This window comes from Pseudolysobacter antarcticus (assembly GCF_004168365.1).
In the GTDB taxonomy this organism is placed as follows: Bacteria; Pseudomonadota; Gammaproteobacteria; order Xanthomonadales; family Rhodanobacteraceae; genus Pseudolysobacter; species Pseudolysobacter antarcticus.
Genome location: NZ_CP035704.1, coordinates 222,328 through 245,053, shown reverse-complemented (window position 1 = coordinate 245,053; position 22,726 = coordinate 222,328). Strand labels below are relative to the sequence as shown.

Genomic DNA, 22,726 nt, shown 5'->3' with positions numbered 1-22,726 from the left:
GCGATTGATTAATTGGACTGGGGCTTGGCATCGAAACGCGCAAAACTCGCCGCCAGCGTTTTTTCATACGCCTGCCAGCGTTGCGGCGGCAAGGCGTTGAACAGCTCGTCACGATTACTCGCGTTCGCCGATGTTTTTTGCTGCAATTTTTGACTGCCGAGGAAACTTGCGACTTGCGCAATGATGGCCGCCGGCTCGAGCTGTAGTCGGTCGGCATCGATACGCAATACCTGCACGCCTGGCGCATTTTCGCAGGCAGAAAAATGCTGGTTCACCACGTTCAGCCAATCCGCCGCCGCGTCGATATCCGGCAGCGCAAAACCTGCCGCCCATCCGCAAGCGAGCCAGTTCATCAGCGTGGCGCGCGGATCACGCTCGACCACGATGATGCGCGTGCCCGGCAACGCGCGTGAGATCGCGAGCAGGAAATGTGCGTCCCAGCGCGGGATCCAGTCGATGATCTCGCCTTCTGGCAGATCCAGCGCATTGCGCAACGCGAAATAACGACGCGACAGTGCCGCGGCGTCCGTATCATCGAGGCTGGCGTAATGCGCAAAATCGCCTTCGCTGAACAAGTCGACACGCGCGCCGGGCTGGAAACGATCGCGCAAAATCACGCGGCCGAATTCAGCCATCAATACGTTCGCGACTTCCTGCACACCGGAACCCGGCGCACCGAGCAACAACACTGGCGCCTGCGTCGTAGTTTGCTCGGCGCCGCCGAGGCTCGCCAGATGCGCCAGAAAATCCGTCGCCAGTGGGCCGATGCGTGGGATGCCGTTGCTCGCCAATCCACGCTGCGCTGTCAGCCATGCCGCGATCGCCTCGGCAAAACGGTCGGCCTGGTCGAAGGCAAAACCACGATGTCGCGCGAGCAGAAGTTGCGCGCCTTCGGGCAATTGTGTCGCATCAATGCCGCCGAGTTGCAGCAGCGCTGCATCCGGCTGCAATGCCCGCAGCGCGGCGCGCGCGAGCACAAAACGCGCATCGATATCACCCGGATTTTTCGCCTGCGCGCGCTTGGCCATGACCGCAGCCGCATCGAACTGATTTTGCAGATCCAGCAACAACGGCAATCGCGCCAGCGCGATCGCATCGTCGGGATGCTGCTGCAGAATATCCTGCCACGCTTGCAGCGCCTGCGCATTGCGACCGAGGATGCCGTACAACTCGGCGCGCGCCGCAAGCACATCGTGTTGATCCGGCTGCAACGTCAACAAGTCTTCGTAGGTTTTTAATGCCGCATCGGGCTGGCCGAGATGCAACAGGCACAATCCCAGCGCAATCGCGATGCGCGGCTGTTGCGGATCCTGCGCCAATGCCGCGCGGTAATGCTGCACGGCGAGTTCGAACTGATTGCTGGCGCGCGCGACATCGCCGAGCCCGACCAACGCCATGGCGTGATATGTCGGCTGCGACAACAAGGCTTTGAAGTGCGATTCCGCGGCGGCAGGTTGCGCTTGCTTGAGATGCGCTTGGCCCAGCCAATGTTGTGCCGCGTGCAGATCCGGTTTCAGGCGCAACGCATTTTCAAATGCCTGAATCGCGAACGCGAACATGCCTTTCAAATAGAACGATCGACCGAGCCCGGCCTGGATCGCGGCTTCGTTCGGAGCGATGGCGGCCGCGCGGGTGTAATAGCGCAGACCGAGTTCGTAGTCGTCACGTTCAAGCGCGAGATTGCCGAGGCTCGCTAGGGTTTGCGGATTTTCTGCATCCACGCGCTCGGCGGATTTGAAATGCTCGCGCGCCTGCGCATTGTCGCCACGCTCAAGCGCAATCTGACCGAGGAACAGATACGCACTGCCGGTATTTGGGCTGAGTCGCAGCGCTTCGCGCAAATGCCTCTCGGCATTCTCGAAACGTTTTGCGCTGAACTCGAGACCACCGAGATGCGCATGATGCAACGCATTTTCCGGATCGTGCGCGACGGCATCGCTGGCCAACGCGAGCGCCGCATCGAGATCGCCGCGAGCAAACGTCAGCGCACTGAGCACGCGCATCAGCTCGGCATTGTCGGGTTCGGTCGCGAGCAATTCGCGACCACGTTGTTCCGCCAGATCGAGCTGGCCGTTGCGTTGCAGAGTCAGGATTTCTTCAAGCATGATTTTGATGATTCGTCAGCGCCAGCGGCGTTTGATGGAAGGCCTGCGTATACGGCCTGTAGCCGCATATTATGCCGCAGATTGCGTGCTGGCCCGAATCGAAGGCGCGCCTTGCGCGCGCCGCGGCAGGTTTCAGGCGCCGAACGTGCGTTGAAGGCGACTGACGATGTAATCCTCGCTGTAGCTGCGCAGCGAGAAATCCTGGATGAAACCGCAGTGACCGCCGTGTGGCGCGATATCCAGCTCGGTGCTAGGCGACAATTGCAGCGCGCGAAAGTCCGCGATCGGAATCACTGGATCATCGGCCGAAGTGAGGATCGAGGCCGGCACGCTCAGTGCGGCGAGGCGATCGCCGGAAATGGCATAACCGTCGAGATAATTTTCCAGCGTGCCAAAATCCGTGTGGCGCTCGACCATGCTGCGCGTGAGATCGTGCAGATTGCCGCGCAGATCACTGGCAGCGAACAATTCGCGCTGCGGAAACAATGCCTGTTTGCGCAGCAGTGAGCGCCGCCACTTGTGCATGAAATATTGTTCGTAGAAAAACGGCGCGTTGGAGATCGCGGCCAGCCCGGCGCGCGGACTGATCACCGGACACACGCCAATCGCGTGACGCAACTCGACACCGGCCGCAGGTGCGCGCAGGGCCACGCGCAACGCGAAATTTCCACCGAGCGAAAATCCCGCGATCGCGAGCGGCATGTGCGGAAAAAGTTGGACGATGGCCTTGCACGCGCCGACCACTTCATCGAGCAGACACGAATGGAACAGCCCGACATTCAGATGATGCGTGGCGCCGTGATCGCGCAGATTCAGGCGAAACACGTCGTAGCCTTCGTCCAGCAGGCGACTACCGGCGTGTAGCAGATAAGTCGAATCGGAACTGCCTTCCCAGCCGTGCAGCAGGATCACCAGCGCGCGGGCTTGCGGCCGCGCCTGTTGCGGCGTGTGGAAACCCTGCAGGCGCACACCATCGCCGCAATCCAGGATATGTTCGGTGACGCCGCGCCGCAGCGCCGCGCGCTTGCGCTTGAACAGCCAGCTGCGCAGGCCGCTCGACGCTAATAGCGATTGCAGATGTGCATTGCGCAACAACCGCGCCGGGCGAAAATCCGCGGCGATTTGCAGATCGGGCTGGTTCATCGGCGTTCACTCATCGACATAACCCAGCGCCTGCTGGATCTGCGCGCGCGCCGCCTCGGCCATATGGCGGCGACCTTGCGAAGCATCATCGATCGGCACGAGAAAATGTAGCTCGGCGTCGCGCGCCGGGCCACCGAGCACGCGGAAAAAATTCGCGAGGAAACTTTCCTCTTCGGAGAACGGCACGCTCGCATCCCACTCGCCGTTGCTACCGTAGCGCAAGGCGAGCGGCTGCACCGGCACGCCGGCATCCACCGCGATCTGGAAAACCCGCGCGTGAAATGTACGCAGGCGTGCTGCCGAACCGGTGCCGCCTTCGGGAAACACCGCCACCGAGCGACCTTGCTGCAGGCGCTCGACCGCGACCTGGATCACTTCACTCAGCGAATGAGTACTGCCGCGGCGATGAAAAATCGTACCGGCGCGGCTCGACAACCAGCCGACCAGCGGCCAGTTCGCGATTTCGGATTTGGCAATAAAACTCGCGAGCAACTGCGTATGCACGACTTCGATATCCAGCCACGAGGTGTGATTGGCGACGAACAAAACCGGCAGACCGAGCGGCGCGCCGAATACACGAACGCGAAAACCGAAGATGCGCAGCAGGCGCCGCGACCACCAGCCAGTCACCGCCTGCGCCACCGATTGACCGCGAAACTGCCAGCGCGTGGTCAGGCCATTGACGAAAAACAACGCGACGAATGGCGCGATCAGCACATGCAATACAAGCATCGGCAGACGCACGGCGTAACGCCAAAAACGTTGCGGATCGTGATCGGACGCTGACAGGGTTTTCGAGGATTCGGCTGGCGTGCTCATGCTTGGCCCTACTCTATCCAAGCATGCCCTTGCATACCAGTGCTGCGACGCAACACATGCGCTGAAATAGCGATTGCCTGATTCTGGTTTACTCAGGAGTCAGATAGCAGACGCTCGGCATCGTGCAGATCATCGAGATGCTGCTCCCACCAGCGCGTTTCGCCGGCCCACGGAAATGCCAGCGGGAACGCCGGATCGGACCAGCGCGCGGCGATCCAGCCGGCAAAATGAATCTGCCGCATGATACGCAACGGCTCGATCAGCGCGAGCTCGCGATAGTCGAAATCGCGGAACTCGGCATAACCTTCGAGCAACAGATCCAGCGCGCGACGCTCGGGCGCCAGCATCCATAAATCCTGCACCGCCGGCCCCATACGCGCATCGTCAAGATCGACGAAATGCGGACCGGAATCCGTCCACAATACATTGCCAAGGTGGCAATCGCCGTGCAGCCGCAGCGTGGCGATATCGCCCGCCGCCGAAAAATGTGCGGCGAGTAACGACTCCAGCGTGGTGATGCGCTGCTCATAACGATCCTGCAGGTAATCGGGCAGCAGGCCGGAAGCACGCACCGCCTGCGCCGGCAGATGCACATAAGTTGCCAGATCAATGCGGCCACGTTCGCGGAAACTGCCACGCGCACCGATGCCGTGCAGTCGTGCCAGCAGGCGACCCATCCAGCTCAGATGCTGTGCCGATTCCAGTTCCGGCGCACGACCGCCCTGGCGCGGAAACAATGCAAACGGGAAATGTGCAAAATGCAGCAATGTGGAATTGTGGAATTGCAACGGCGCCACGACTGGCAACTCGGCATCGGCCAGCTCGCGCGAAAACTCGTGCTCTTCGAGAATCGCCGCATCCGACCAGCGCCCGGGCCGGTAGAATTTCGCGATCAGCGGCTGACCGTCTTCGATCCCGAGTTGATACACGCGATTTTCGTAACTGTTGAGCGCCTGCAAGCGACCATCGGTCAACAATCCGACCGACTCAACCGCCGCAAGCACGGTATCCGGATTCAGTCCGGCATACGGGGTCGCATTCATCGTCATGCGCAGCGCGATCAGGCCGACGGCGGGCGCGGCACCACGGCCATGGTCAGGCGCGAAATGCAGACCAGCCGCTGCTGATCGTCCTCGATGCGGATTTCCCACACCTGGGTGGTGCGCCCGACATGCAGCGCGCGCGCGGTGCCGGTGACGCTGCCACTGGTCACGGCGCGAATATGATTGGCGTTGATACCCAGGCCGACCACGGCCATCTGCGGATTTTCGACGCACAACGCCGCCGCCGTGCTGCCGAGGGTTTCCGCGAGCGCGACCGACGCGCCGCCGTGCAGCAAGCCATACGGCTGATGCGTGCGCGCATCGACCGGCATCGTGCCGCGCACGAAATCCTCGCCGATCTCGGTGACCTGGATGCCGAGCGCCTGCAGCAAGGTGTTGTGCCCGGCCGCGTTCAATTGTTCGACGGTTGCATTACGTTTCCACAGTGCCATTTTTCTCTCCCGATGAAGTAGTTGCGACTATAGCAAGTCGCGCGCTGGCGCCCGGCGCTACCGATAGCCAGCCGGGCCGAATAGCCGGATGACGCGCCGGCCTCTACACTTGCCGTTTGGCTCACGCTTGTCGCAACTCCACGCTCGCCGCAAATTACGGCGCTTGAGTTGCAAGAGCGCGCCGCCATCTGCGTTGCATTATCGTTCAAAGGCTTCGTCGTGCCCTACACCGTCACCTTGCAAGCCAGCGGCAAACAGTTTGTCGTCGAGGCCAACGAAACCGTGCTCGAAGCCGCGCGCCGCGCCGGTCTCGCGTTACCGTATTCGTGCCTAGCGGGCGTCTGCGGCAGTTGCAAAGCGACCTTGATCAGCGGCCAATGCCATTACCCGCGCAATCCGCCGAGTGCGTTAAACGCGTCGGAACTCGCACGCCATGAAGTGTTGTTGTGCCAGGCCGTGCCGGGATCAGACCTGACCATCGCCGCACGCGAAGTCGCCTCGGTGGCGGATATTCCAAAGCGCCAGCTGGCCCTCGACGTGGTGCGCAAGGATCGCCTCGCGCCGGATGTGATGCGGCTGGATTTGCGCGCGGCGGATGGCGAAAAGCTGCGTTATCTGGCCGGGCAATATCTCGACGTAATTCTCGACGACCGCAAGCGCCGCGCGTTTTCGATCGCGAATGCGCCGCATGACAACGAACATGTCGAGCTGCATATCCGCCATGTCGCCGGCGGCGGTTTCACGCAGTATGTTTTCGAGCAATTGCAGATCGGCGCGACTCTGAATGTCGAAGGTCCGCTCGGTACGTTTGTGCCGCGCGAAGACAGCGAACGACCGATGATCCTCATGGCCGGCGGCACCGGCTTCGCGCCAATCAAGGCGCTGGTCGAGCATTTCCTGCATCTCGGCTCGCGCCGCGAGATGCACCTGTATTGGGGTGCGCGCAACAGCGGCGATTTGTATCTGCGCGAGTTGCCGCAACGCTGGGCGCGCGAGCTGGATAATCTGAGTTTTACGCCGGTGCTTTCCGATCCCGAGGCGGGCGGCGATTTGCGTCAAGGCCTGGTGCACGACGCCGTGCTCGAAGACCATCCCGATCTCTCCGGTTTTGATGTTTACATGAGCGGCCCGCCCGCGCTGATCGATGCCGGCCGGCGCAACTTTGTTCAGGCCGGATTGTCCGAACAACGGCTCTACTACGATTCATTCGATTACGCGCCGGACGTGCTCGCGCAGATCTTGCAGAGCCGCGCCGGCATCCACGGCTTGTAACGGCACGGTTAATGGGATCATCGATGAAACTCTGGCGTGTGTTGTTGCTGCTGATGCTGTTCGGTGGTTTCGTTTCCTCAGCGCACGCATTGCGTTGCGGCTCGCGTCTGGTGCTCGATGGCGATCAGGATTTCCAGGTGCGCGACCGCTGCGGCCAGCCGTACTGGATCGATCGCTACACCGCGCTTGATGTGCAAGGCGCGGGCGGCCCGATCGAACTGCAAAACGAAGTCAGTTACGAGGTCTGGTATTTCAACTTCGGCCCGCGCCAGTTCATCACCCAGATCCTGTTTCGCAACGGCCGCATGTTCAAGGAAACGCCGCTGTCCTATGGCTTCAACGAACTCGGCGAGAACTGCGATGTGAACGCGATCGTGCGCGGCCTGACCTCGGGTGAACTGGTCGCGCGCTGCGGCACGCCCGCCTCACAACGCAATCTGTATTCCACCGCTGTGCGACGCGATGGTCGCGGCAACGAGCGTTATCGTGATGTGCGGCGCGAAGAGTGGATCTACGATTTCGGCGAGAACACGTTCGTGCGCGTGCTGACCTTGATCGATGGTCGTATCGATTCGATAGAAAACTTGCATCGCTGAAATAACGAACGCTGGCAGCGCACTGATACCGACGCGTCTGGATTATTGCCGCAGGCGCGGCACGCCATGCTCGCTGCGTTCCTCGACCACAATCGCGTGCGTGAGCAAACCGCCCGGTGTGCGTCGCGTCGCCAATGCCTGCGTGGTTTCGCCGCGCGTATAACGCAAGGCGTTGCTGTAGCACTGGCTGGCGGTGGCATTGTCGCCCGCGCCGACGCAGCAATCCGCGAGGGTTTCCCACAGCGCGGCACTCTCCTGGATGGCTAGTCCGCGTTCGAGATATTCCTGCGCCTTGCCCCACAAGGCCTGATCGCGGCAGAGGCGTCCGAGCGTCAGCAATAACGCGGCACTGTTCGGTTGGGTGCGCAGCCAGCTCTCGGCATTGCGCAGGCGCGTCTCGGCCTCGGCGGGACCAAGCTCGCCATAACAGCGCACGAGCAATTCGGACCATTCCTTGCGCAAGGTCGCCTCGACTTCGCTCATGCCGGCAAGGGTTTGCCCGAGCGCCGCGGCGCGTTGCGCATACGCGCATACCACTTCGGGAATACGCCGTTGCGTGCGACTCAATACCGACCACAACGCGGTCAGCGCGGTACCGTCGCTGGCTGCGCCGAGTGCATCTACCAGCACGCGTTGTTCGAGTGCTTCGGCGGCGCTGCTGGTCAAGGTCTGACTGCGCAACAACGCGACCAGACCGTTGCGCGCCGCGGCGTGATCGCCACATGCCAAGGCCGCTTCGACCAGCATATGCCACGACGATGGCGCGAGATTGTCGTTGGCGGCTTCCGGCTTGAGCAACGCCAATGCCTGGCGCGCCTCACCGCGTTCGAGTTGAAACCGCGTGCGCAGCGCGAGCGCCGCCACCGGTGCATCGGTAGCGGCTTCGTTCAATGCGGCTTCGGTACCCGCGACATCGCCACTGGCATGTGCGGCGCGCGACAACGCGAGCCACGCCGGTGCGTGCAGGCGCGGATTGCCAGCGACGCGCGCGAGTTCGCGCTGCGCGAGCGGATAACGGCCCTCGGTGAGCGCCAGTAAACCGATCGCCAGACGTTCGCGACCGAGCCGACGCGTGCGCCGGTTCCACGTGCGAAACGGCCAGCGCAACAGTTGCCATACGACGATCAGCAACAGCACGACGAGCACCGATGCGATCACCGCAAACACCAGCGACGTTTCGATGCGCGTGTCGTGCACGCGGATCAGCACGTAGCCCGGATCGAGCGCCAGCGCGTGCCAGCCAAACGCTGCCGCCACGGCGATGGCCAGCAGCAGCAGGAGTATCCACCACGTCCTCATGATTGACCCGCACTCGCGGCAGTCGCTGCGGGCGCGGCTTTGGGCGAGCGCTGCAAGGCATGGGTGATGCGCAGATTGCGCAGTTCCTTGAGCGCGCTGCCGAGAATGCCCGGCGCTGGCGCGGCCAGCGGCATGGCGATGAGTTTATCGAGCTCGGCAAGGATTTCGATCACGGCCGGATCGGTCGCAGCGTAACGCTGCGCACACGCCAGACGCACGCGTTGCAACGCATCGTGATACGCCGTCGCATCGCGCGCGAGCAAGGCCGATTGCGCCACACTGAGATCCAGCGCAATGAGTTCACCGCCGAGTTCGCCGCCGCGCGCATGCACGCTGGCCAGCACATCCTGATCGTGGCTGACACGCACGAACTGACTCACGACGCGCCACAAGCGTGATTCATCCGCTGCCGGTGTCTCCGACGCTGGCGTTTGCCGGCCCTGCGCGAGCGGCAATTTGGCGAGGCGACCGCGCAGCTGATCGATCGCCGTGACTGCGACGTTCACGCCTTTGTCCTGCTGCGCATTCAGCGCCTCGATCTCGGCGGCAACGGTCTGGCGTACGCCGACGAATGCCGGATCGTCGGTTTCCGCGAGCGCCATGTCGGCCTGGCGATATGCCGCGATCGTCGCCGCGGCATCATGGAACAGGGCATAACGTTGTTGCCCGAGCAGCAATAGCAACTCGGCCTCGTTCAGCGCGAGCGCATCGTGGCCGGACAAACGTTTTTCGGCGAGATTGGTCACCGCATCTTCGAGCAGGCGCGTGCGCTCGGACAGACCCAACACTTCTTCGCGCAGCGATTTGTTGACGCCATCGATATCCTTGGCGCGTGCACGGAAACTCTCGCTTTCGCGCTGATTCGATTCCACGCTGCGCTGGGTGCCGTCGAGTTGCGTACCCAATTGATCAAGACGTGTGCGCAGACTGTTCGCATCCTGCGGATGTTGCAGTCGATACACGCCCCATGCCGAATATGCCGCCGCGATCAGCGCCAGCAACGCCAGCACGATCGCGAGAATGCCGCGCGGTCTGACGGCGCGTGTGGGAATTTGCGCCGGTGTCGCGGATACGCTGCTGATTTCGCTATTCAAATTGTCGTCCATAGGTTGAGAATGCTAGCGGAAATGTGCGGGATTTAACATGTTTTTTACAACCGGTGTCGCGCCAAAGCGCCTATCGCCGCAGCGATCAAATCATCGCTGGCGGCGGATCGCGCCAAGGTGACGCTCGCAAATCCGCATTCGCGCGCCGCCACGGCGACGCGTGCACTGCTGGCGATGACTTCGACAGGATGCAATCGCGCCAAAATATCGGCAGGCAACACATGACAGATATTAGCCAAGGTTTGCTCGCTGCTGAGCAACAGAAAACACGGCGCGGATAGCGTTTCTATCGCGGCGAAATGGCGACGATTCAGCCGCGGCGGCAGGCGCTGATATACCCCGATCCGCGTCAGTTGCGCGCCGCGCCGGATCAGGCTCTGCGGCAACAATTCACGCCCGCCCGGCGCGCCGATCAGGGCCACGCGCAGTCCGCGCAGCTGCTTGAGTTGCGGCAACGCGAGCAGTCCTTCACTATCCTGCCGCGACGGCGTCACGGCATTCACCATGCCAAGCCGCGACAAGGCACGACCGGTTGCCGCACCGACACCGAATACCTGCGTGCTGCGGCCGAAGCGCAATGCCGGCCACAACGCAAATGCAAAACGCACCGCCGCCGGACTGCTGAAAATCACCCGATCCGCATCGCGTGCCGCGCGCAATTGCGCACGCAGCGCAGGCGTATCAACAAGCGCCCGCAAACTGCTGCCGGGCAGGCTCAAAGCGCGACCGCCGAGGTTGAGGATGCGCCGCTTCAGCGCATCGCCACCGCCGACTGGTCGCGTCACGATCACGCTCGCACCCGCGAGCGCTGCAGCGTTGCCGCCGACTGCCGTCGCGCTCATGTCGGAATCCATTTGCAACACATCCAATCCGGCCTTACATCCGTAATAGTTCAGACGCACCATGCATATCGCGCCATGCTAACAGCACGCCATGTGCAGACGGCGTAATGCTTGTCTTGTCGTCCCTTGCCCGGCACACTTCCGCGCCTCCAATCAGCTGACTTGTCATGATCGAATTTGCCAATCGCCCCGCTGTCGCCGCCAAGTCCGTCACCGCAGCACAGACCGTAGCGTTGTGCACGGCGTGGCAACACGAGCTTTTGCACAGCATTCCGCTGGTGCGTGCGATGCAGGTTCGGCTGCAGGCATTCGATGGCATCACCTGCACCTTGAGCGCGCCGCTCGCGCCCAACGTCAACGACAAGGGTTGCGCATTCGGCGGCAGCCTCAGCAGCGTGCTGACCTTGTCCGGCTGGGGCCTGATCGCGCTGCGTCTCGGCGAAGAAGGCATGGATTATGACGTCTACGTGCAAGACAGCACCGCGCGTTACCTGATGCCGGTTTGGCAGGATTTCAGCGCACAGGCAATGCTGGCCGACGGCGAGGATTGGGATATCTTCGTGCAGACTTTGCACAACCGCGGCCGCGCCCGCCTGCGCACGCACAGCCGCATTCGCCTCGACGACGGTCGTGATGCCGCCACCCTGGAAGCACGTTTTGTAGCGATGCGGCGCGACCCAAAACCGGCATAATGCGGAACCTCCTGCGTCAAGGAATACCGTCATGCGCCGACTGCTGATTCCCCTGCTTATCATTCTGCTGCCCGGCTGCGCCAGCGACACCAAGGCGCGTTTGCTCGATGACACCCTGCAGAGTTATGCCGCCACGATCCGCTGGGGTGATTGGGCGCAGGCGCAATCGCTGGTCGACCCCGAAACATTGAAGGCGCATCCGCTGACGTCGCTGGATCTGGAACGCTTCCGCCAATACAAGGTGAGCTTCTACCACGAAGGCGATCCCGTCGCGGTCAAGGTCGGCGAAGTGCAAGTGATCGTCGAGATCGGCCTGGTCAATCTCAACACGCAACAGGAACGCAGCGTGATTGATCACCAGACTTGGCACTACGACGAGAAAGGCAAACGCTGGGTGCTGATGAGTGGGCTGCCGGATATTGCACAGCATTGAGATTCAGCATCCGCGGCAGGATTTGCGGTTTCGTTATTTCAAGACTCCTCATGCGCGGACTATTGCCGCGACGACTTGATTACGGATGTTTTAATTTGTTACCGGCTCGATCGCTCCGATATCAACATGGCCGTGACCGAAGTTATCTTCGACAAAGGTATCGAAGTCTCTTTGCTGTTTAGCGTAATACTGATCGCCGGTATATGAGCCACTCGCATCCGTGATATGCAGAGCGCCGACGAAGCCGACTCGTGAACCGGTGACGTTGCGTTTTTCAGCGTCGAAATGGGCTTTTGCTCTGCGTAACGTTACGGCGTCGTCGTAGGTAAGATCGAGCTCATGCCAGATCGCCACTGCCTCCAAGCGCTGTTGCGGTGTCAGTTCGGCATCAGCCAGCTCCAATGCATGCACGGCGACAGGACTTTTATGCTCCGCCGCAATATGCAGCCATGCCACACCGCGCACCTTGTCTTGCGCTATACCCGTGCCGGTGAAGTACAGGATGCCGACATTGTACTGCGCCGTCTTGTCCGCCCAGTAACTGGCCAACTTGGACATTTCCAGCGAAATCGCATAATCCTTTTTCTTCAGATAGATCTGGGCTTTGTATTGGAAGTATTTGCCAGGCAGAAACCTCCCGGGCATATCCTCACTGGTCGTAGCAAGCTGTGATGCCGAAACTGCCGCGCTGCATGCGAGCAGGCAGGCGATCTCCATATCGCATAACATTCACCTTTATTTCGTCAGGCGCCAGCAAATGCAAGCTGTTTTTGAAAAGCTAATGTCAGAAGTACGAGAAAGGTAACAGACAGGATGATATAGCTTAGTTCTAGTTTTGGGTTTTTGAACGCATTTCCAGCCGCAATTGCGAAGGGGAAAAGAGCAAAACTGTAACGAGCAAGCGACGTCAAAGAACCGGTCAATGCGGGCGCCAAGAGACCTAACCCTAAAAACAGCGCAAGCCCCCAATTTTGGGGACGTCTGGCAAGCCAGTAACACGCGCAGCAGCCTCCTAAGAATGCCACAAAATTAAGTGGCCGAAGATTCCAATCAGAGGCCAGAAACCAAGGCTTGATTAAAACGACGCCGAACGATTTGTAAGGAATAGTGAGATGGCGGCCCCATTCTTGCTGTATGTCAGAGAAGGCAAAAAAATTTCCGCTGTCATTCCATAATACGATTGTGAATGCAACGAAACCCAACGGCATTGCGGCAATCGCAATCCAGGCTTTGCGGGAGATAACCCCACGCTGCGGCCAGAGGTAAAGCAATAGGCTTGGTACCAGAAATAAGCCAACCAAACGGCATGCGCAAGCGCAGGCCCCGAGAACGAACATGAGTTCCCAGTGTTTTTTTATCATCACCAGGAAAGTACCGACACTTAGGACGAGGAATAATGATTCGGTCCATGGTAGTGAAAAGAAGTAACTAGTCGGACAGAATGCTAAAAACATCAATGCTCTATCGGCTACAAACAAGTCATGCCCGATATCGAGCGTTAGTCTGTGCAGTAAAAACAATCCCAACAGAAAAAGAATGTTGGAGATAAGCAAACCGGAGACTGCGGCATCCATTCCTGTAGCCATGACACCGCGCCAGAGCAGCGGAAAGGCCGGAAAAAAAGCCCAATTCGCCTGCCGGCCTTTGTCAAAGGGCCGAGCTTCATAGCCATTCAAAGCAATTCCGTAGTACCAACTAGCGTCGTTGTAGAGCGCGATCTTGCGCAATTCGGGGCCGACACGATCGGCATCAATGACGATGTTTACATCGGCAAATGCCTCGTCGATTGAAGGGGTTACAACGTTAATGCAAGCGACGCTGGACCAAATGCCAAAAATAATCAGCCGTGACAGGAGGAAAACACACAGTGATGCTGCGAGAGAACGGTTGAAAGTTGGCATGTACATCAATGGATAGAAGGGCTACCGGCTCGCGTCGTTCGAAAAACCTGACGTACGGCGCGAGATTGTATAAGTATGAATCCTTAAAGACATGGATTGAAAATTCAGCTATTGAAGCGCACTAGCGCGAGCGAATGTCTTATGTGATCCAGCGCGAGCCTTGTGTGCAAAACCAAATATTTCCGCGCCTTGCACGCATCCGAGAATAGCGGATTTTGTCGATCGTTTTTCGCGCTACCGATCCGCCGAAATCGTGTGCGACTACAACTCGAAACCGTTCGCAAAAATCCCGTCGCCGTGCTGATAAGCACCGAGATCGATCTTGTTGGCAAACGTGCGCGAGTGGCCTTCGATATCCAACGCGGGCAATCCGCCCGGCACTGACAACAGGCCGATATCGAGCAATGGCGAAGTGGCCTGCAGGTGGTAATCGCCCGCGCCCACGAACTGCGGATCAATGCCGATGACATTACCGCTACTGCTGGCTACGACTAGTCCGCTCAGCGCGGCGTAATCGTTGTTGAACAACTGCGCCGTGTTCACGCCAATATAAAAATCGTAGGCGCCGGTGTTGGCGTAACTGATATTGTTGACCAGGTAAGCAGCGATCGTCCCGCCCGAGTTGATCGAGCTGGTCGGTGCGCCGGTGCTGGTATTGGTGTTGCCGGTCATGGTGTTGTTGCTGACATAGACCACCGAGCCCTGATCCATCGATATCGCCCATGCCGCAGCATTGGGCGCGGTGTTGCCGACGAACAAATTGTTGTCGAAATGCAACGTGCCTTTGCCGTACACGGTGAGTCCGCCGCTGGCATAGGTCGTGGAATTGTTGCGCACGATATTGTCGTCGAGCGTAACCACCGCGTCAGGATTACTGGACGGCTGCGGTGGCGCGAGATAAATCTGTGCGCCGCCGCCGGCTGAGCCATTGTGCAAGCCGTTCTGAATGGTAATGTGGGTCAGCGAGAATATGCCGTTGGTCTGCACGTTCAACACCTGGGTCACACCGCCGCCGTCAAGCTTGGTAGCACCCGGCGTGCGATCATGCGTGCTGCACGTCGCATCGTAGCCGCCACTCATATCGATCTCGAAACCCGAGGTTTGATTGACGAAAAACGTCGGCGTAGCGACGAAGGTGCCGCTAGTGAGTAGCAGCGTATTCGCGTGGCCGTTGGCGATGCCGAGGTTGCCGACATCGACCAGCGCCGCTTGCAGCTCACCAGCATTGTGTACGCAATACGTGCCCGCACTGACGCTCGCGCTTGTGACCAAGGCGAGTGTCGCCAAACCACGCAAAAAACCTGTACGCAGGTCGTCACGACAGTGCGATGAAATCGGTCGCAAATTCGTCACCACGGGTGAATCCTCGTATTAACCTCTGACGCCCAGTGTAAACGCGAAACACTGTTTGATGCGGACATCGCTGCATGCCGCGGCAAGCGTGCGGATTCCATGGCCGCATCCATCGAAACGAGCCTATGCTCAAAGATTGCGCCAGCCATTTATTCCGGTGATGACCGCCGCTGCGATCAAGACGATACCCACGCCGCGATTGATCGCCACGCCGAGATTGGGCCGCTGCGCGAGCCAGCCACGCGCGCCGCTCGCGACCAGCGCGAGCGAGCCGTAGACCGCGATCTGGGTGAAGGCGATGATCGCCCCGAGCACGATCGCCTGATGCCAGATCGGCCCGTATTCCGCACGCACGAATTGCGGAAATATCGCGAGCATGAACAGGTACGCCTTCGGATTCATCAGGCAGGTCAATGCGGCGCGGCGAAAGGTGATCCATGCCGAGGGCGCATCGGCGTTTGCGGAAAAACCGAACGCGGCATGACTGCGCAATACCGCGATGCCGATCCACGCAATGTAGAGCGCGCCAACCAGCAGCAGCGCATTGAATGCACCGGGGATCAACTTCAATACGATACCGATGCCAAGCGCGCTCATCAGCACATGACAAACCCCGCCGGCAACGATGCCGGCCACCGCGGTGAGCCCGGGTTTGCGCCCGCCGACCAACGCGCTGCCAAGCACGTAGGCCATGTCCAAACCCGGCAATACAACCACTGCCAGCACCACGAGAAAAAACAACCATAAATGCGTTGAATACATCAGCGCTTAACCGATTATTGTTGTGTTTAGGGCGTCATGAAAGTGCGTGTTATGCATGTCTGTGTCCTCGCGAGTGATGAGCTGGATACAGGATATAATTTAAATAGGGCGTTATTCGCCCTGTTTATTCGTAGACTGTCGTCATGTATCACCCGACTACGCGCGCGCTCACCGTTCTCGAACTGCTGCAGACGCACGGACGTTTGAGCGGCAGCGAGCTGGCTTTACGCATCGGAGTCGATGGCCGCACCTTGCGCCGCTACATTTCGAGGCTCGAAGATATCGGCATTCCAATCACCGCCGAACGCGGTCGTTACGGCGCGTACATGCTGATCGCGGGCTTCAAACTGCCGCCGATGATGTTCAACAACGACGAGGCGCTGGCATTGTCGGTCGGCCTGCTCGCGGCGCGCAGCATGGGACTCGCCAACGGTATTGCGGCGATAGAAAGTGCGCAGGCGAAACTCGAACGGGTAATGCCGTCTCGCGTGAAGGCGCAGCCGCGCGCCTTGTCCGCAACGGTGTCGCTCGATCTCGCCCTAGGCGTGCCAATCGGCGATGGCAATACGCTCGCGATCTTGAGCGGCGCCGCACACGCGCGCCATCGGGTACACATGCGTTATCTCACGCCGCAGAACATCGCCAGCGCACGCGATTTCGATGCGTATGGCCTGGCCTGGCGCGCGGGGCGTTGGTACGTCATCGGCTGGTGCCATTTGCGGCGCGCGCTGCGCTCGTTCCGGCTTGATCGTATGCAGGATGTCCGCGCATTGGATATCGCGTTTGAACGCCCGAAGAATTTCGACGCCGCGGCGCATCTCAACTTCAGCATCGCCACCGTGCCGCGCGCGTTCGTAGTCGAGGTTTTGCTGCATACCGATCTGCAAACCGCCGTCGCCGAAATGAATACGAGTATTGGTTTGTTCGATGTCTGCGACGACGGCGTTTTGCTGCGTGCACGCACCGACAGCATCGACTGGTTCGCGCGTCAGCTCGCGTCTTTGCCGTGCAACTTCGACGTACGCAGTCCACCAGAATTACGCGCGGCAGTTCATGCTCACGCCAAGCGCTTGCTCGCGCTTTCCGCGCGCTAACTCACTGCACCGAGACACAGTTCGGCACGCAATCCGCCGCCGTCGCGATTGCGCAACACGAGCGCGCCACCGTGCATCGATGCGACGCGCGCGGCAATTGCCAGCCCCAGACCCGCGCCCGGTTGATCCTGGCTTGCACCGCCGCGCTGGAACGGTTCGAGCACGCGCTGTAACTGCTCCGGCGGCAAACCCGCGCCACGATCGCTCACGATCACTTCGGCATGTGCTGCCACTTCATGCAGCAGGATTTCGTACGGCGCAGCGCCGTAGCGTTCGGCGTTCTGCAGCAGGTTGCTCAGCGCGCGTTTCAGCGCGAGCGGACGACCGCGAACGTTCATTCGTGTCGGCGCGACGATGCTCCAATCGGCGGCGATACGCCCCGGCGTGCGCAGCAGCAATTCCGCCAGCGCGACGAGGTCGATCGTCTGTTCGGGCTCGTCGCGCTCGTCACGCGCGTAGGCGATGAACTGGCTGATGATCGCCTCGATCTCGACGATGTCAGTCTGCATGCCGGCGCTCAGCGCGGGATCGGTGTCGGGCAATAATTCGAGTGCGAGTTGCAGACGCGCGAGTGGCGTGCGCAAGTCGTGCGAGATGCCGGCCAGCAACACGCTGCGCTCGCGCGCGACCTCGGCGACCTTGCGCGAACTGTCGGCCAGCGCACGTCCGAGCGCGCGTACTTCGATCGGCCCGCTTTCGATCGGCGTGAGCAGTTCGCCACGCGCGAGTGCCGGCGCCTGCGCGGCGAGTTCGCCCAATAATCGTCCAAGCCGACGCGCGTAATATCCGGCGGCAAGCAGCACCAGCACACCGCCGATCGCCAGCACCAGCCCGGAAAATTCGATGACCGCACGATGATGAAATTGCGTCAATCCCACGCCGATCCAGCGCGGATCATCACCACTCATGCGAATCCACGCGACGCCGCGATGGGCGAGATCGATCTGCACTTCGCGACCATCAAGCTGTGCGGAAATCTGATCGCGCAGTTCGGCGAGAAACGGAAATCGCGAGCCGTGTTGCAAATCGTCCGGCGAGGCATCGCCGTCGGGACCGTCCATCGGCGCACCCATTCGCGGCATCGCGGCGAAACGAATTCCGGGTGGCGGATTTCTTCCGCTGTTATTGCCGCTTTCGATCGCCCTCACCGCCGCGACCACCTGTTGCGACAAACCTTCAACGCTGGAGCGCTGCGCGGCGGAATAACGCAGCGCAACGTGCGTGAGTGTGGCCGTGGCAATCAGCAACAATGCGAGCAGCAGCACGAGCTGCGCGTAGATCGTGCGTGGCGCGAATCTCATGGAAGCGGATCGCGCGCTGCGGCAGTTATTGCGAGCGCTCCGGGCGCGGTGGGGTCTTCCGGCACGAACACATAACCGAGGCCCCAGATGGTCTGGATCAGCGCAGGATTTTTCGGATCGACTTCAAGCAGACGACGCAGCCGCGACACGGTCACGTCCATGCTGCGATCGTTCGATTCGTGATCGCGACCACGCGCCAGATTGATCAGCCGATCGCGCGTGAGCGGTTGACGCGGATGCGTAACCAGCGCTGCGAGCACCGCAAATTCACCCGTGGTAATACGCAAGGCAACACCATCGCGCTGCAAGGTGCGCGTGGAAAGATTCAGCGTGTACGGGCCGAATCGCAGCAGCTCACCAACTTCGCGCGGCGCACCGCCGTGCGGACGCACCTGCCGCCGCAGCACTGCTCTGATATGCGCAAGCAATTCGCGCGGACTGCATGGTTTCGGCAGGTAGTCGTCGGCGCCGAGTTCGAGCCCGACGATGCGATCGACTTCGTCACCTCGTGCGGTCAGCATGATCACCGGCAGATCGGGATGCTCGACACGAAGGCGTCGGCAGATGCTCAGGCCATCCTCGTCCGGCAACATGAGATCGAGCACGACCAGATCGAAATGCTGCTCGGCCAGCATTTGATCCATGCCACGGCCATTGGCGACGCCGCGCACAGCGTAACCTTCCTGCTTGAGGTAACGTTCGAGCAGATCGCGCAGACGCGAATCGTCATCGACGATGAGTAGACGTTGAGTTTCAATAGGGCGTTCCATGGTCTGCACTATTCGTTACTCGCGGCGCCACGGCAACCCGCCAGCGCAGATAAGTGTAAGCAAATGTTGCTGAGGCCGGCTCCGCTCGCAATTGCTTGCATTCTCGCGCCACCACGACATGAACTGCGCATGTGTTCGGCGGATCATAAGCATCGTCCCAATTCGGGATTGTTTGGAGAAACCAGATGAAACCGTTCAACAAGATTTTCAGCGCACTCGCTGTCGCCGTCGCTCTCAGCGGTGCCGTATACGCCGCCGATCAGGGCGCGCAGATTGGACATCATGGCGGCATGCACGGCCATGGCCAACCCAGCGCAGCAACACTCGGACTGACCGGCGATCTCGCTACGCAATGGGATGCAATCAACACGCAGGAAAAAGCCTTGCACAAGCAGGAGTTCAGCAATGGCGCGAGTGTGTTGAATGACGCCATCAGCGCGTTGAATTCGCCGAATGTCGATCTCGCCGCATTAGCGAAACAGAAAGATGCACGTGAAGACGATCGTCGCACTCAAGAGCGTGCGTTGCGTGATCAACGCCTGGCTTTGTACAAGACCATGAATGCCACGCAGCAGACCGCGGTGCGCACCTTGATGCTGCAGAAATTGACGACGATGCAGGATCATGTAGCGCAGATGCAGGATCGTGCCGCCGCCCACGCCGCCGCAAAAGCACAGTAACAAACAGCAGGGCAATAATTGCAATTCCCCGCTACATGACTTGAACTGATAATGGCCAGACCGGGCGCTCCGTATTTTTACGGAGCGCCCTTTTTTTTGCTCAGAATCTGATGCCTTGCCCACCTCTACGTATTCGCCAATGTGCGCCTGGCGCAAATTACTTACGCCATGCGTGTCGCATTGCCACGAGATTTTCCGTATCCCCAAGTATCTGTGTGACACGCAGATGTGATGGAGCACTTGCCGGCCCGTGCACTATCGTTTTCGGAGCTTCAGCCTGATCGATCCCTAGCACTCTGTTGATGTCGTGCCTGGCCGAGATGCGCTGTCGCAAATAACGACCGTCGCATAACGTTATTTGCCACTTGGGAAATCATCATGACGAAGTACGCACGCGTTTTCGGGTTCTTGGCTGGATCTTGTCTGTGGCTGTTGGCATTGCTGGCGATCCCAGCGATTAGCTATGCACAGAATGCCAACGATGGTTTCGATCCGAATGCGAGCAGCACCGTGCTCGCGTTGGCAGTGCAACCCGATGGCAAGACCATCGTAGGCGGCAGCTTCACTACCATCGCTGGGCAGACCCGCAGCCGCCTCGCGCGCTTGAATGCGGACGGCAGTCTGGATGGCAGTTTTGCCACCACAAACGTGGACAGCACCGTACAAGTTATCGCCGTGCAGGCGGATGGGCGCATTGTGATTGGCGGTGCGTTTGCCCAAGTCGGCGCGTACCTGCGCAACCACATCGCGCGACTGAATGCCGATGGCAGCGTGGACACAGCCTTCGATCCGAACGCAAGCGGCACCGTCAATGCGCTGGCGCTGCAGCCCAACGGCAAACTGGTGTTAGGCGGACAGTTCACTTCGCTATCGCCGAACGGTGGCGGTGCCCTCATACGCAACCGCATCGCGCGCCTCGATGCTGACGGTAGCGTCGACACGGCCTTCGATCCGAACGCGAGCGGTGCGGTTTATGCGCTGGCGCTGCAGCCCGATGGCAAGATGTTGCTGGGCGGAGGTTTCACCTCGCTGTCGCCGAACGGCGGCAGCGCCCTTACACGCAACCACATCGCGCGCCTGAATGCGGATGGCAGCGTCGACAACGCATTCGATCCAAGCGCGAACTTTGCTGTCTTCGCGCTGGCGCTTCAGCTCGATGGCAAGCTGGTGCTGGGCGGGCAGTTCACCGCTTTGTCACCGAACGGCGGCAGCGCCATTGCGCGCAACGCTATCGCCCGCTTGAATACCAATGGCAGCGTCGACCCGGCATTCGATCCGAAGGCGAACAACTCCGTGTTCGCGCTGGCGTTGCAACCCGATGGCAAACTGGTGCTGAGCGGCGATCTCACTACCCTGTCGCCGAACGGCGGCGTTGCGATCACGCGAAACCGCATCGCGCGTCTGAATACCGATGGCAGCGTGGACGCGATGTTCAACCCGAGCGCGAGCGCTGGCGTATACGCACTGGCCCTGCAGCCCGATGGCAAGATGCTGATGGGCGGTAGTTTCGTCTCACTTTCGCCGAACGGCGGCAGCGCCATCACACGCAACCGCATCGCACGCCTGAATGCCGATGGCAGCGCGGACACCGTATTAAATCCGAATGCGAACAACTACATCTTCGCGTTGGCGGTACAACCCGATGGCAAACTGGTGCTGGGTGGTGGTTTCACCGCCCTGTCGCCGAACGGCGGAGGCGCCATCATACGCAACCATATTGCGCGGCTGAATGCCGATGGCAGTCTGGACATGACATTCGACCCGAACGCGAACAGCGTCGTCATCGCGGTGGCGTTGCAGCCCGACGGCAAGCTGCTGCTAGGCGGGAACTTCACCTCGCTGTCGCCGAACGGCGGCCCCGCCGTCATGCGCAACCGCCTCGTGCGCTTGAATGCCGATGGTAGCCTCGACACCGCATTCAATCCGAACCCGGACGCCGCAGTATCCGCACTGGCGTTGCAGCCTGATGGCAAGGTGTTGATGGGTGGAAATTTCAATTCCCTGTCGCCGAACGGTGGCGGCGCCATATCGCGCAACCATATTGCGCGCCTGAATGCCGACGGCACTGTCGACATGACATTTAATCCGAACGCGAATGATGTCGTCATAGCGCTGGCGCTGCAGCCCGATGGCAAGCTGGTGCTGGGCGGCTATTTCACCTCACTGTCGCCGAACGGCGGCGGCCCCATCGCGCGTAGCCGCATCGCGCGCCTGAATACCGATGGCAGCGTCGACGCGATATTCAATCCGAACCCGAACGCCCCAGTATCCGCACTGGCACTACAGCTAGATGGAAAACTGCTGCTTGGCGGCAACTTTACCTCACTGTCGCCGAACGGCGGCAGCGCCGTCACACGCAATTGCATTGCACGACTGAATGACGATGGAAGTCTGGATACAGCATTCAATCCGAACGTAGACAGCTCTGTCTTCGCGTTGGCGTTGCAGCCCGATGGCAAGCTATTGCTGGGCGGAAACTTTACTTCATTGTCACCGAACGGCGGCGGCAGTGTCTTGCGCAATCACATCGCGCGCCTGAATGCCGACGGCAGCGTGGATACGGCATTCGATCCGAACGCGAACGGCGACGTTTACGCGCTCGCGCTACAAGCCGACGGCAAACTGGTAATGGGAGGTAATTTCACTGTCATGGGCGCATTGACGCGCAATAACCTCGCACGACTGAGCACGCCAGAAGCATCGTTACAGTCCGTAAATATCGTGGGCTACAGCAACGGCGCCAGCGCGATTACGTGGAACCGCGCGGGCGCCGGACCAGAACTGGCGCTGCCGCCACAACTACTGTTTTCGCTAGCCGGCAGCACGTATGGAGCCGTGGGCACCATGCAGCGCATCAACAACGGTTGGCGCTATTCCGGCTTCGTTCCGCCGCTGAATCAGAACTTCTATCTGCGTACACGCGGGCAAGTCAGCTCAGGTGAATACAACGGGTCAGGCGGCCTGATCGAAAGTACGGTGCAGGTTTACCTGAGCGGCAACGACGGCATTTTTGCCAACGGCTTCGACTGAGCGCCGAGGATGCGTGACTACCGATCACGCTCA

21 protein-coding genes are annotated in these 22,726 nt (G+C 60.3%); 7 read left to right on the top strand and 14 right to left on the bottom strand.

Annotation, left to right across the window (positions count from 1 at the left end; genetic code table 11):
- Window positions 1-8 precede the first annotated feature (8 nt).
- From ELE36_RS01090 to ELE36_RS01070, 5 genes are all read right to left on the bottom strand, one after another.
- Window positions 9-2,105, bottom strand: a complete 2,097-nt coding sequence (locus tag ELE36_RS01090; RefSeq protein ID WP_129831343.1) for a tetratricopeptide repeat protein — start codon at window positions 2,103-2,105, stop codon at window positions 9-11.
- 132 nt (window positions 2,106-2,237) lie between these two features.
- On the bottom strand, window positions 2,238-3,248 hold the full coding sequence (locus tag ELE36_RS01085) for a YheT family hydrolase (RefSeq protein WP_129831342.1): 1,011 nt from the start codon (window positions 3,246-3,248) through the stop codon (window positions 2,238-2,240).
- A 6-nt stretch (window positions 3,249-3,254) separates the two neighbouring features.
- A complete protein-coding gene (locus ELE36_RS01080) occupies window positions 3,255-4,067 on the bottom strand; it encodes a lysophospholipid acyltransferase family protein (protein ID WP_129831341.1) in 813 nt (270 codons plus the stop codon).
- Window positions 4,068-4,159: 92 nt separating this feature from the next.
- Window positions 4,160-5,110 (bottom strand): serine/threonine protein kinase, encoded by a 951-nt coding sequence (locus ELE36_RS01075; RefSeq protein WP_129831340.1) that lies wholly within the window; start codon window positions 5,108-5,110, stop codon window positions 4,160-4,162.
- Between the two features lie 17 nt (window positions 5,111-5,127).
- Complete coding sequence (locus tag ELE36_RS01070) at window positions 5,128-5,562, bottom strand: hotdog fold thioesterase (RefSeq protein WP_129831339.1); 435 nt, start codon at window positions 5,560-5,562, stop codon at window positions 5,128-5,130.
- A 219-nt stretch (window positions 5,563-5,781) separates the two neighbouring features.
- Between ELE36_RS01070 and ELE36_RS01065 the strand changes: the two genes are divergently transcribed.
- Window positions 5,782-6,834 (top strand): CDP-6-deoxy-delta-3,4-glucoseen reductase, encoded by a 1,053-nt coding sequence (locus ELE36_RS01065; protein ID WP_129831338.1) that lies wholly within the window; start codon window positions 5,782-5,784, stop codon window positions 6,832-6,834.
- 23 nt (window positions 6,835-6,857) lie between these two features.
- Window positions 6,858-7,430: a DUF2845 domain-containing protein gene (locus ELE36_RS01060; RefSeq protein ID WP_165371418.1), complete on the top strand. Its 573-nt coding sequence runs from the start codon at window positions 6,858-6,860 to the stop codon at window positions 7,428-7,430.
- Window positions 7,431-7,472: 42 nt separating this feature from the next.
- On the opposite strand, the gene ELE36_RS01055 is transcribed toward ELE36_RS01060, so the two are convergent.
- Genes ELE36_RS01055 through ELE36_RS01045 form a run of 3 tightly spaced genes read right to left on the bottom strand, consistent with a single transcriptional unit; the run spans window position 7,473 to window position 10,740 of the window.
- A complete protein-coding gene (locus ELE36_RS01055; RefSeq protein WP_129831336.1) occupies window positions 7,473-8,729 on the bottom strand; it encodes a heme biosynthesis HemY N-terminal domain-containing protein in 1,257 nt (418 codons plus the stop codon).
- Window positions 8,726-9,835, bottom strand: a complete 1,110-nt coding sequence (locus tag ELE36_RS01050; protein ID WP_129831335.1) for a uroporphyrinogen-III C-methyltransferase — start codon at window positions 9,833-9,835, stop codon at window positions 8,726-8,728. The genes ELE36_RS01055 and ELE36_RS01050 overlap by 4 nt, the downstream gene beginning before the upstream one ends.
- A 44-nt stretch (window positions 9,836-9,879) precedes the next feature.
- On the bottom strand, window positions 9,880-10,740 hold the full coding sequence (locus ELE36_RS01045; protein WP_242512327.1) for a uroporphyrinogen-III synthase: 861 nt from the start codon (window positions 10,738-10,740) through the stop codon (window positions 9,880-9,882).
- Between the two features lie 104 nt (window positions 10,741-10,844).
- Here ELE36_RS01045 and ELE36_RS01040 point away from each other — a divergent pair, with 104 nt between their 5' ends.
- Window positions 10,845-11,369, top strand: coding sequence for a YiiD C-terminal domain-containing protein (locus ELE36_RS01040; protein WP_129831333.1), 525 nt, complete (start codon window positions 10,845-10,847; stop codon window positions 11,367-11,369).
- A 31-nt stretch (window positions 11,370-11,400) separates the two neighbouring features.
- Entirely contained in the window at window positions 11,401-11,802 is a 402-nt protein-coding gene (locus ELE36_RS01035; protein ID WP_129831332.1) for a hypothetical protein, read from the top strand.
- A 90-nt stretch (window positions 11,803-11,892) separates the two neighbouring features.
- Here ELE36_RS01035 and ELE36_RS01030 read toward each other — a convergent pair whose 3' ends face one another.
- From ELE36_RS01030 to ELE36_RS01015, 4 genes are all read right to left on the bottom strand, one after another.
- Window positions 11,893-12,519 (bottom strand): SEL1-like repeat protein, encoded by a 627-nt coding sequence (locus ELE36_RS01030; protein ID WP_129831331.1) that lies wholly within the window; start codon window positions 12,517-12,519, stop codon window positions 11,893-11,895.
- A gap of 26 nt (window positions 12,520-12,545) precedes the next feature.
- Entirely contained in the window at window positions 12,546-13,703 is a 1,158-nt protein-coding gene (locus tag ELE36_RS01025; protein ID WP_129831330.1) for a hypothetical protein, read from the bottom strand.
- Between the two features lie 261 nt (window positions 13,704-13,964).
- Entirely contained in the window at window positions 13,965-15,059 is a 1,095-nt protein-coding gene (locus ELE36_RS01020; RefSeq protein WP_129831329.1) for a hypothetical protein, read from the bottom strand.
- A 126-nt stretch (window positions 15,060-15,185) separates the two neighbouring features.
- On the bottom strand, window positions 15,186-15,818 hold the full coding sequence (locus ELE36_RS01015) for a LysE family translocator (RefSeq protein ID WP_207215835.1): 633 nt from the start codon (window positions 15,816-15,818) through the stop codon (window positions 15,186-15,188).
- Window positions 15,819-15,961: 143 nt separating this feature from the next.
- On the opposite strand from ELE36_RS01015, the gene ELE36_RS01010 reads away from it, so the two are divergent.
- Complete coding sequence (locus ELE36_RS01010) at window positions 15,962-16,912, top strand: helix-turn-helix transcriptional regulator (protein WP_129831327.1); 951 nt, start codon at window positions 15,962-15,964, stop codon at window positions 16,910-16,912.
- Here the strand turns inward: ELE36_RS01010 and ELE36_RS01005 are convergent.
- Both ELE36_RS01005 and ompR read right to left on the bottom strand, forming a co-directional pair.
- Window positions 16,909-18,213 carry an ATP-binding protein gene (locus ELE36_RS01005; RefSeq protein WP_129831326.1) on the bottom strand — a complete coding sequence of 435 codons (1,305 nt, stop codon included), beginning with the start codon at window positions 18,211-18,213 and terminating at the stop codon, window positions 16,909-16,911. The genes ELE36_RS01010 and ELE36_RS01005 overlap by 4 nt on opposite strands.
- Window positions 18,210-18,983, bottom strand: a complete 774-nt coding sequence (gene ompR, locus ELE36_RS01000) for an osmolarity response regulator transcription factor OmpR (RefSeq protein WP_129831325.1) — start codon at window positions 18,981-18,983, stop codon at window positions 18,210-18,212. Before ompR ends, ELE36_RS01005 begins: the two co-directional genes overlap by 4 nt.
- A 185-nt stretch (window positions 18,984-19,168) precedes the next feature.
- Between ompR and ELE36_RS00995 the strand changes: the two genes are divergently transcribed.
- Window positions 19,169-19,663, top strand: coding sequence for a hypothetical protein (locus ELE36_RS00995; protein ID WP_129831324.1), 495 nt, complete (start codon window positions 19,169-19,171; stop codon window positions 19,661-19,663).
- Between the two features lie 378 nt (window positions 19,664-20,041).
- Window positions 20,042-22,693: a delta-60 repeat domain-containing protein gene (locus ELE36_RS00990; RefSeq protein WP_129831323.1), complete on the top strand. Its 2,652-nt coding sequence runs from the start codon at window positions 20,042-20,044 to the stop codon at window positions 22,691-22,693.
- Window positions 22,694-22,726: the final 33 nt, after the last annotated feature.

Bases quoted from the DNA above. Each gene is read 5' to 3' on its own strand.
- ELE36_RS01090 (WP_129831343.1), bottom strand. From the start codon at position 2,105: ATGCTTGAAGAAATCCTGACTCTGCAACGCAACGGCCAGCTCGATCTG.
- ELE36_RS01085 (WP_129831342.1), bottom strand. From the start codon at position 3,248: ATGAACCAGCCCGATCTGCAAATCGCCGCGGATTTTCGCCCGGCGCGG.
- ELE36_RS01080 (WP_129831341.1), bottom strand. From the start codon at position 4,067: ATGAGCACGCCAGCCGAATCCTCGAAAACCCTGTCAGCGTCCGATCAC.
- ELE36_RS01075 (WP_129831340.1), bottom strand. From the start codon at position 5,110: ATGAATGCGACCCCGTATGCCGGACTGAATCCGGATACCGTGCTTGCG.
- ELE36_RS01070 (WP_129831339.1), bottom strand. From the start codon at position 5,562: ATGGCACTGTGGAAACGTAATGCAACCGTCGAACAATTGAACGCGGCC.
- ELE36_RS01060 (WP_165371418.1), top strand. From the start codon at position 6,858: ATGAAACTCTGGCGTGTGTTGTTGCTGCTGATGCTGTTCGGTGGTTTC.
- ELE36_RS01055 (WP_129831336.1), bottom strand. From the start codon at position 8,729: ATGAGGACGTGGTGGATACTCCTGCTGCTGCTGGCCATCGCCGTGGCG.
- ELE36_RS01050 (WP_129831335.1), bottom strand. From the start codon at position 9,835: ATGGACGACAATTTGAATAGCGAAATCAGCAGCGTATCCGCGACACCG.
- ELE36_RS01045 (WP_242512327.1), bottom strand. From the start codon at position 10,740: ATGGTGCGTCTGAACTATTACGGATGTAAGGCCGGATTGGATGTGTTG.
- ELE36_RS01040 (WP_129831333.1), top strand. From the start codon at position 10,845: ATGATCGAATTTGCCAATCGCCCCGCTGTCGCCGCCAAGTCCGTCACC.
- ELE36_RS01035 (WP_129831332.1), top strand. From the start codon at position 11,401: ATGCGCCGACTGCTGATTCCCCTGCTTATCATTCTGCTGCCCGGCTGC.
- ELE36_RS01030 (WP_129831331.1), bottom strand. From the start codon at position 12,519: ATGGAGATCGCCTGCCTGCTCGCATGCAGCGCGGCAGTTTCGGCATCA.
- ELE36_RS01025 (WP_129831330.1), bottom strand. From the start codon at position 13,703: ATGCCAACTTTCAACCGTTCTCTCGCAGCATCACTGTGTGTTTTCCTC.
- ELE36_RS01015 (WP_207215835.1), bottom strand. From the start codon at position 15,818: ATGTATTCAACGCATTTATGGTTGTTTTTTCTCGTGGTGCTGGCAGTG.
- ELE36_RS01010 (WP_129831327.1), top strand. From the start codon at position 15,962: ATGTATCACCCGACTACGCGCGCGCTCACCGTTCTCGAACTGCTGCAG.
- ELE36_RS01005 (WP_129831326.1), bottom strand. From the start codon at position 18,213: ATGAGATTCGCGCCACGCACGATCTACGCGCAGCTCGTGCTGCTGCTC.
- ompR (WP_129831325.1), bottom strand. From the start codon at position 18,983: ATGGAACGCCCTATTGAAACTCAACGTCTACTCATCGTCGATGACGAT.
- ELE36_RS00995 (WP_129831324.1), top strand. From the start codon at position 19,169: ATGAAACCGTTCAACAAGATTTTCAGCGCACTCGCTGTCGCCGTCGCT.
- ELE36_RS00990 (WP_129831323.1), top strand. From the start codon at position 20,042: ATGACGAAGTACGCACGCGTTTTCGGGTTCTTGGCTGGATCTTGTCTG.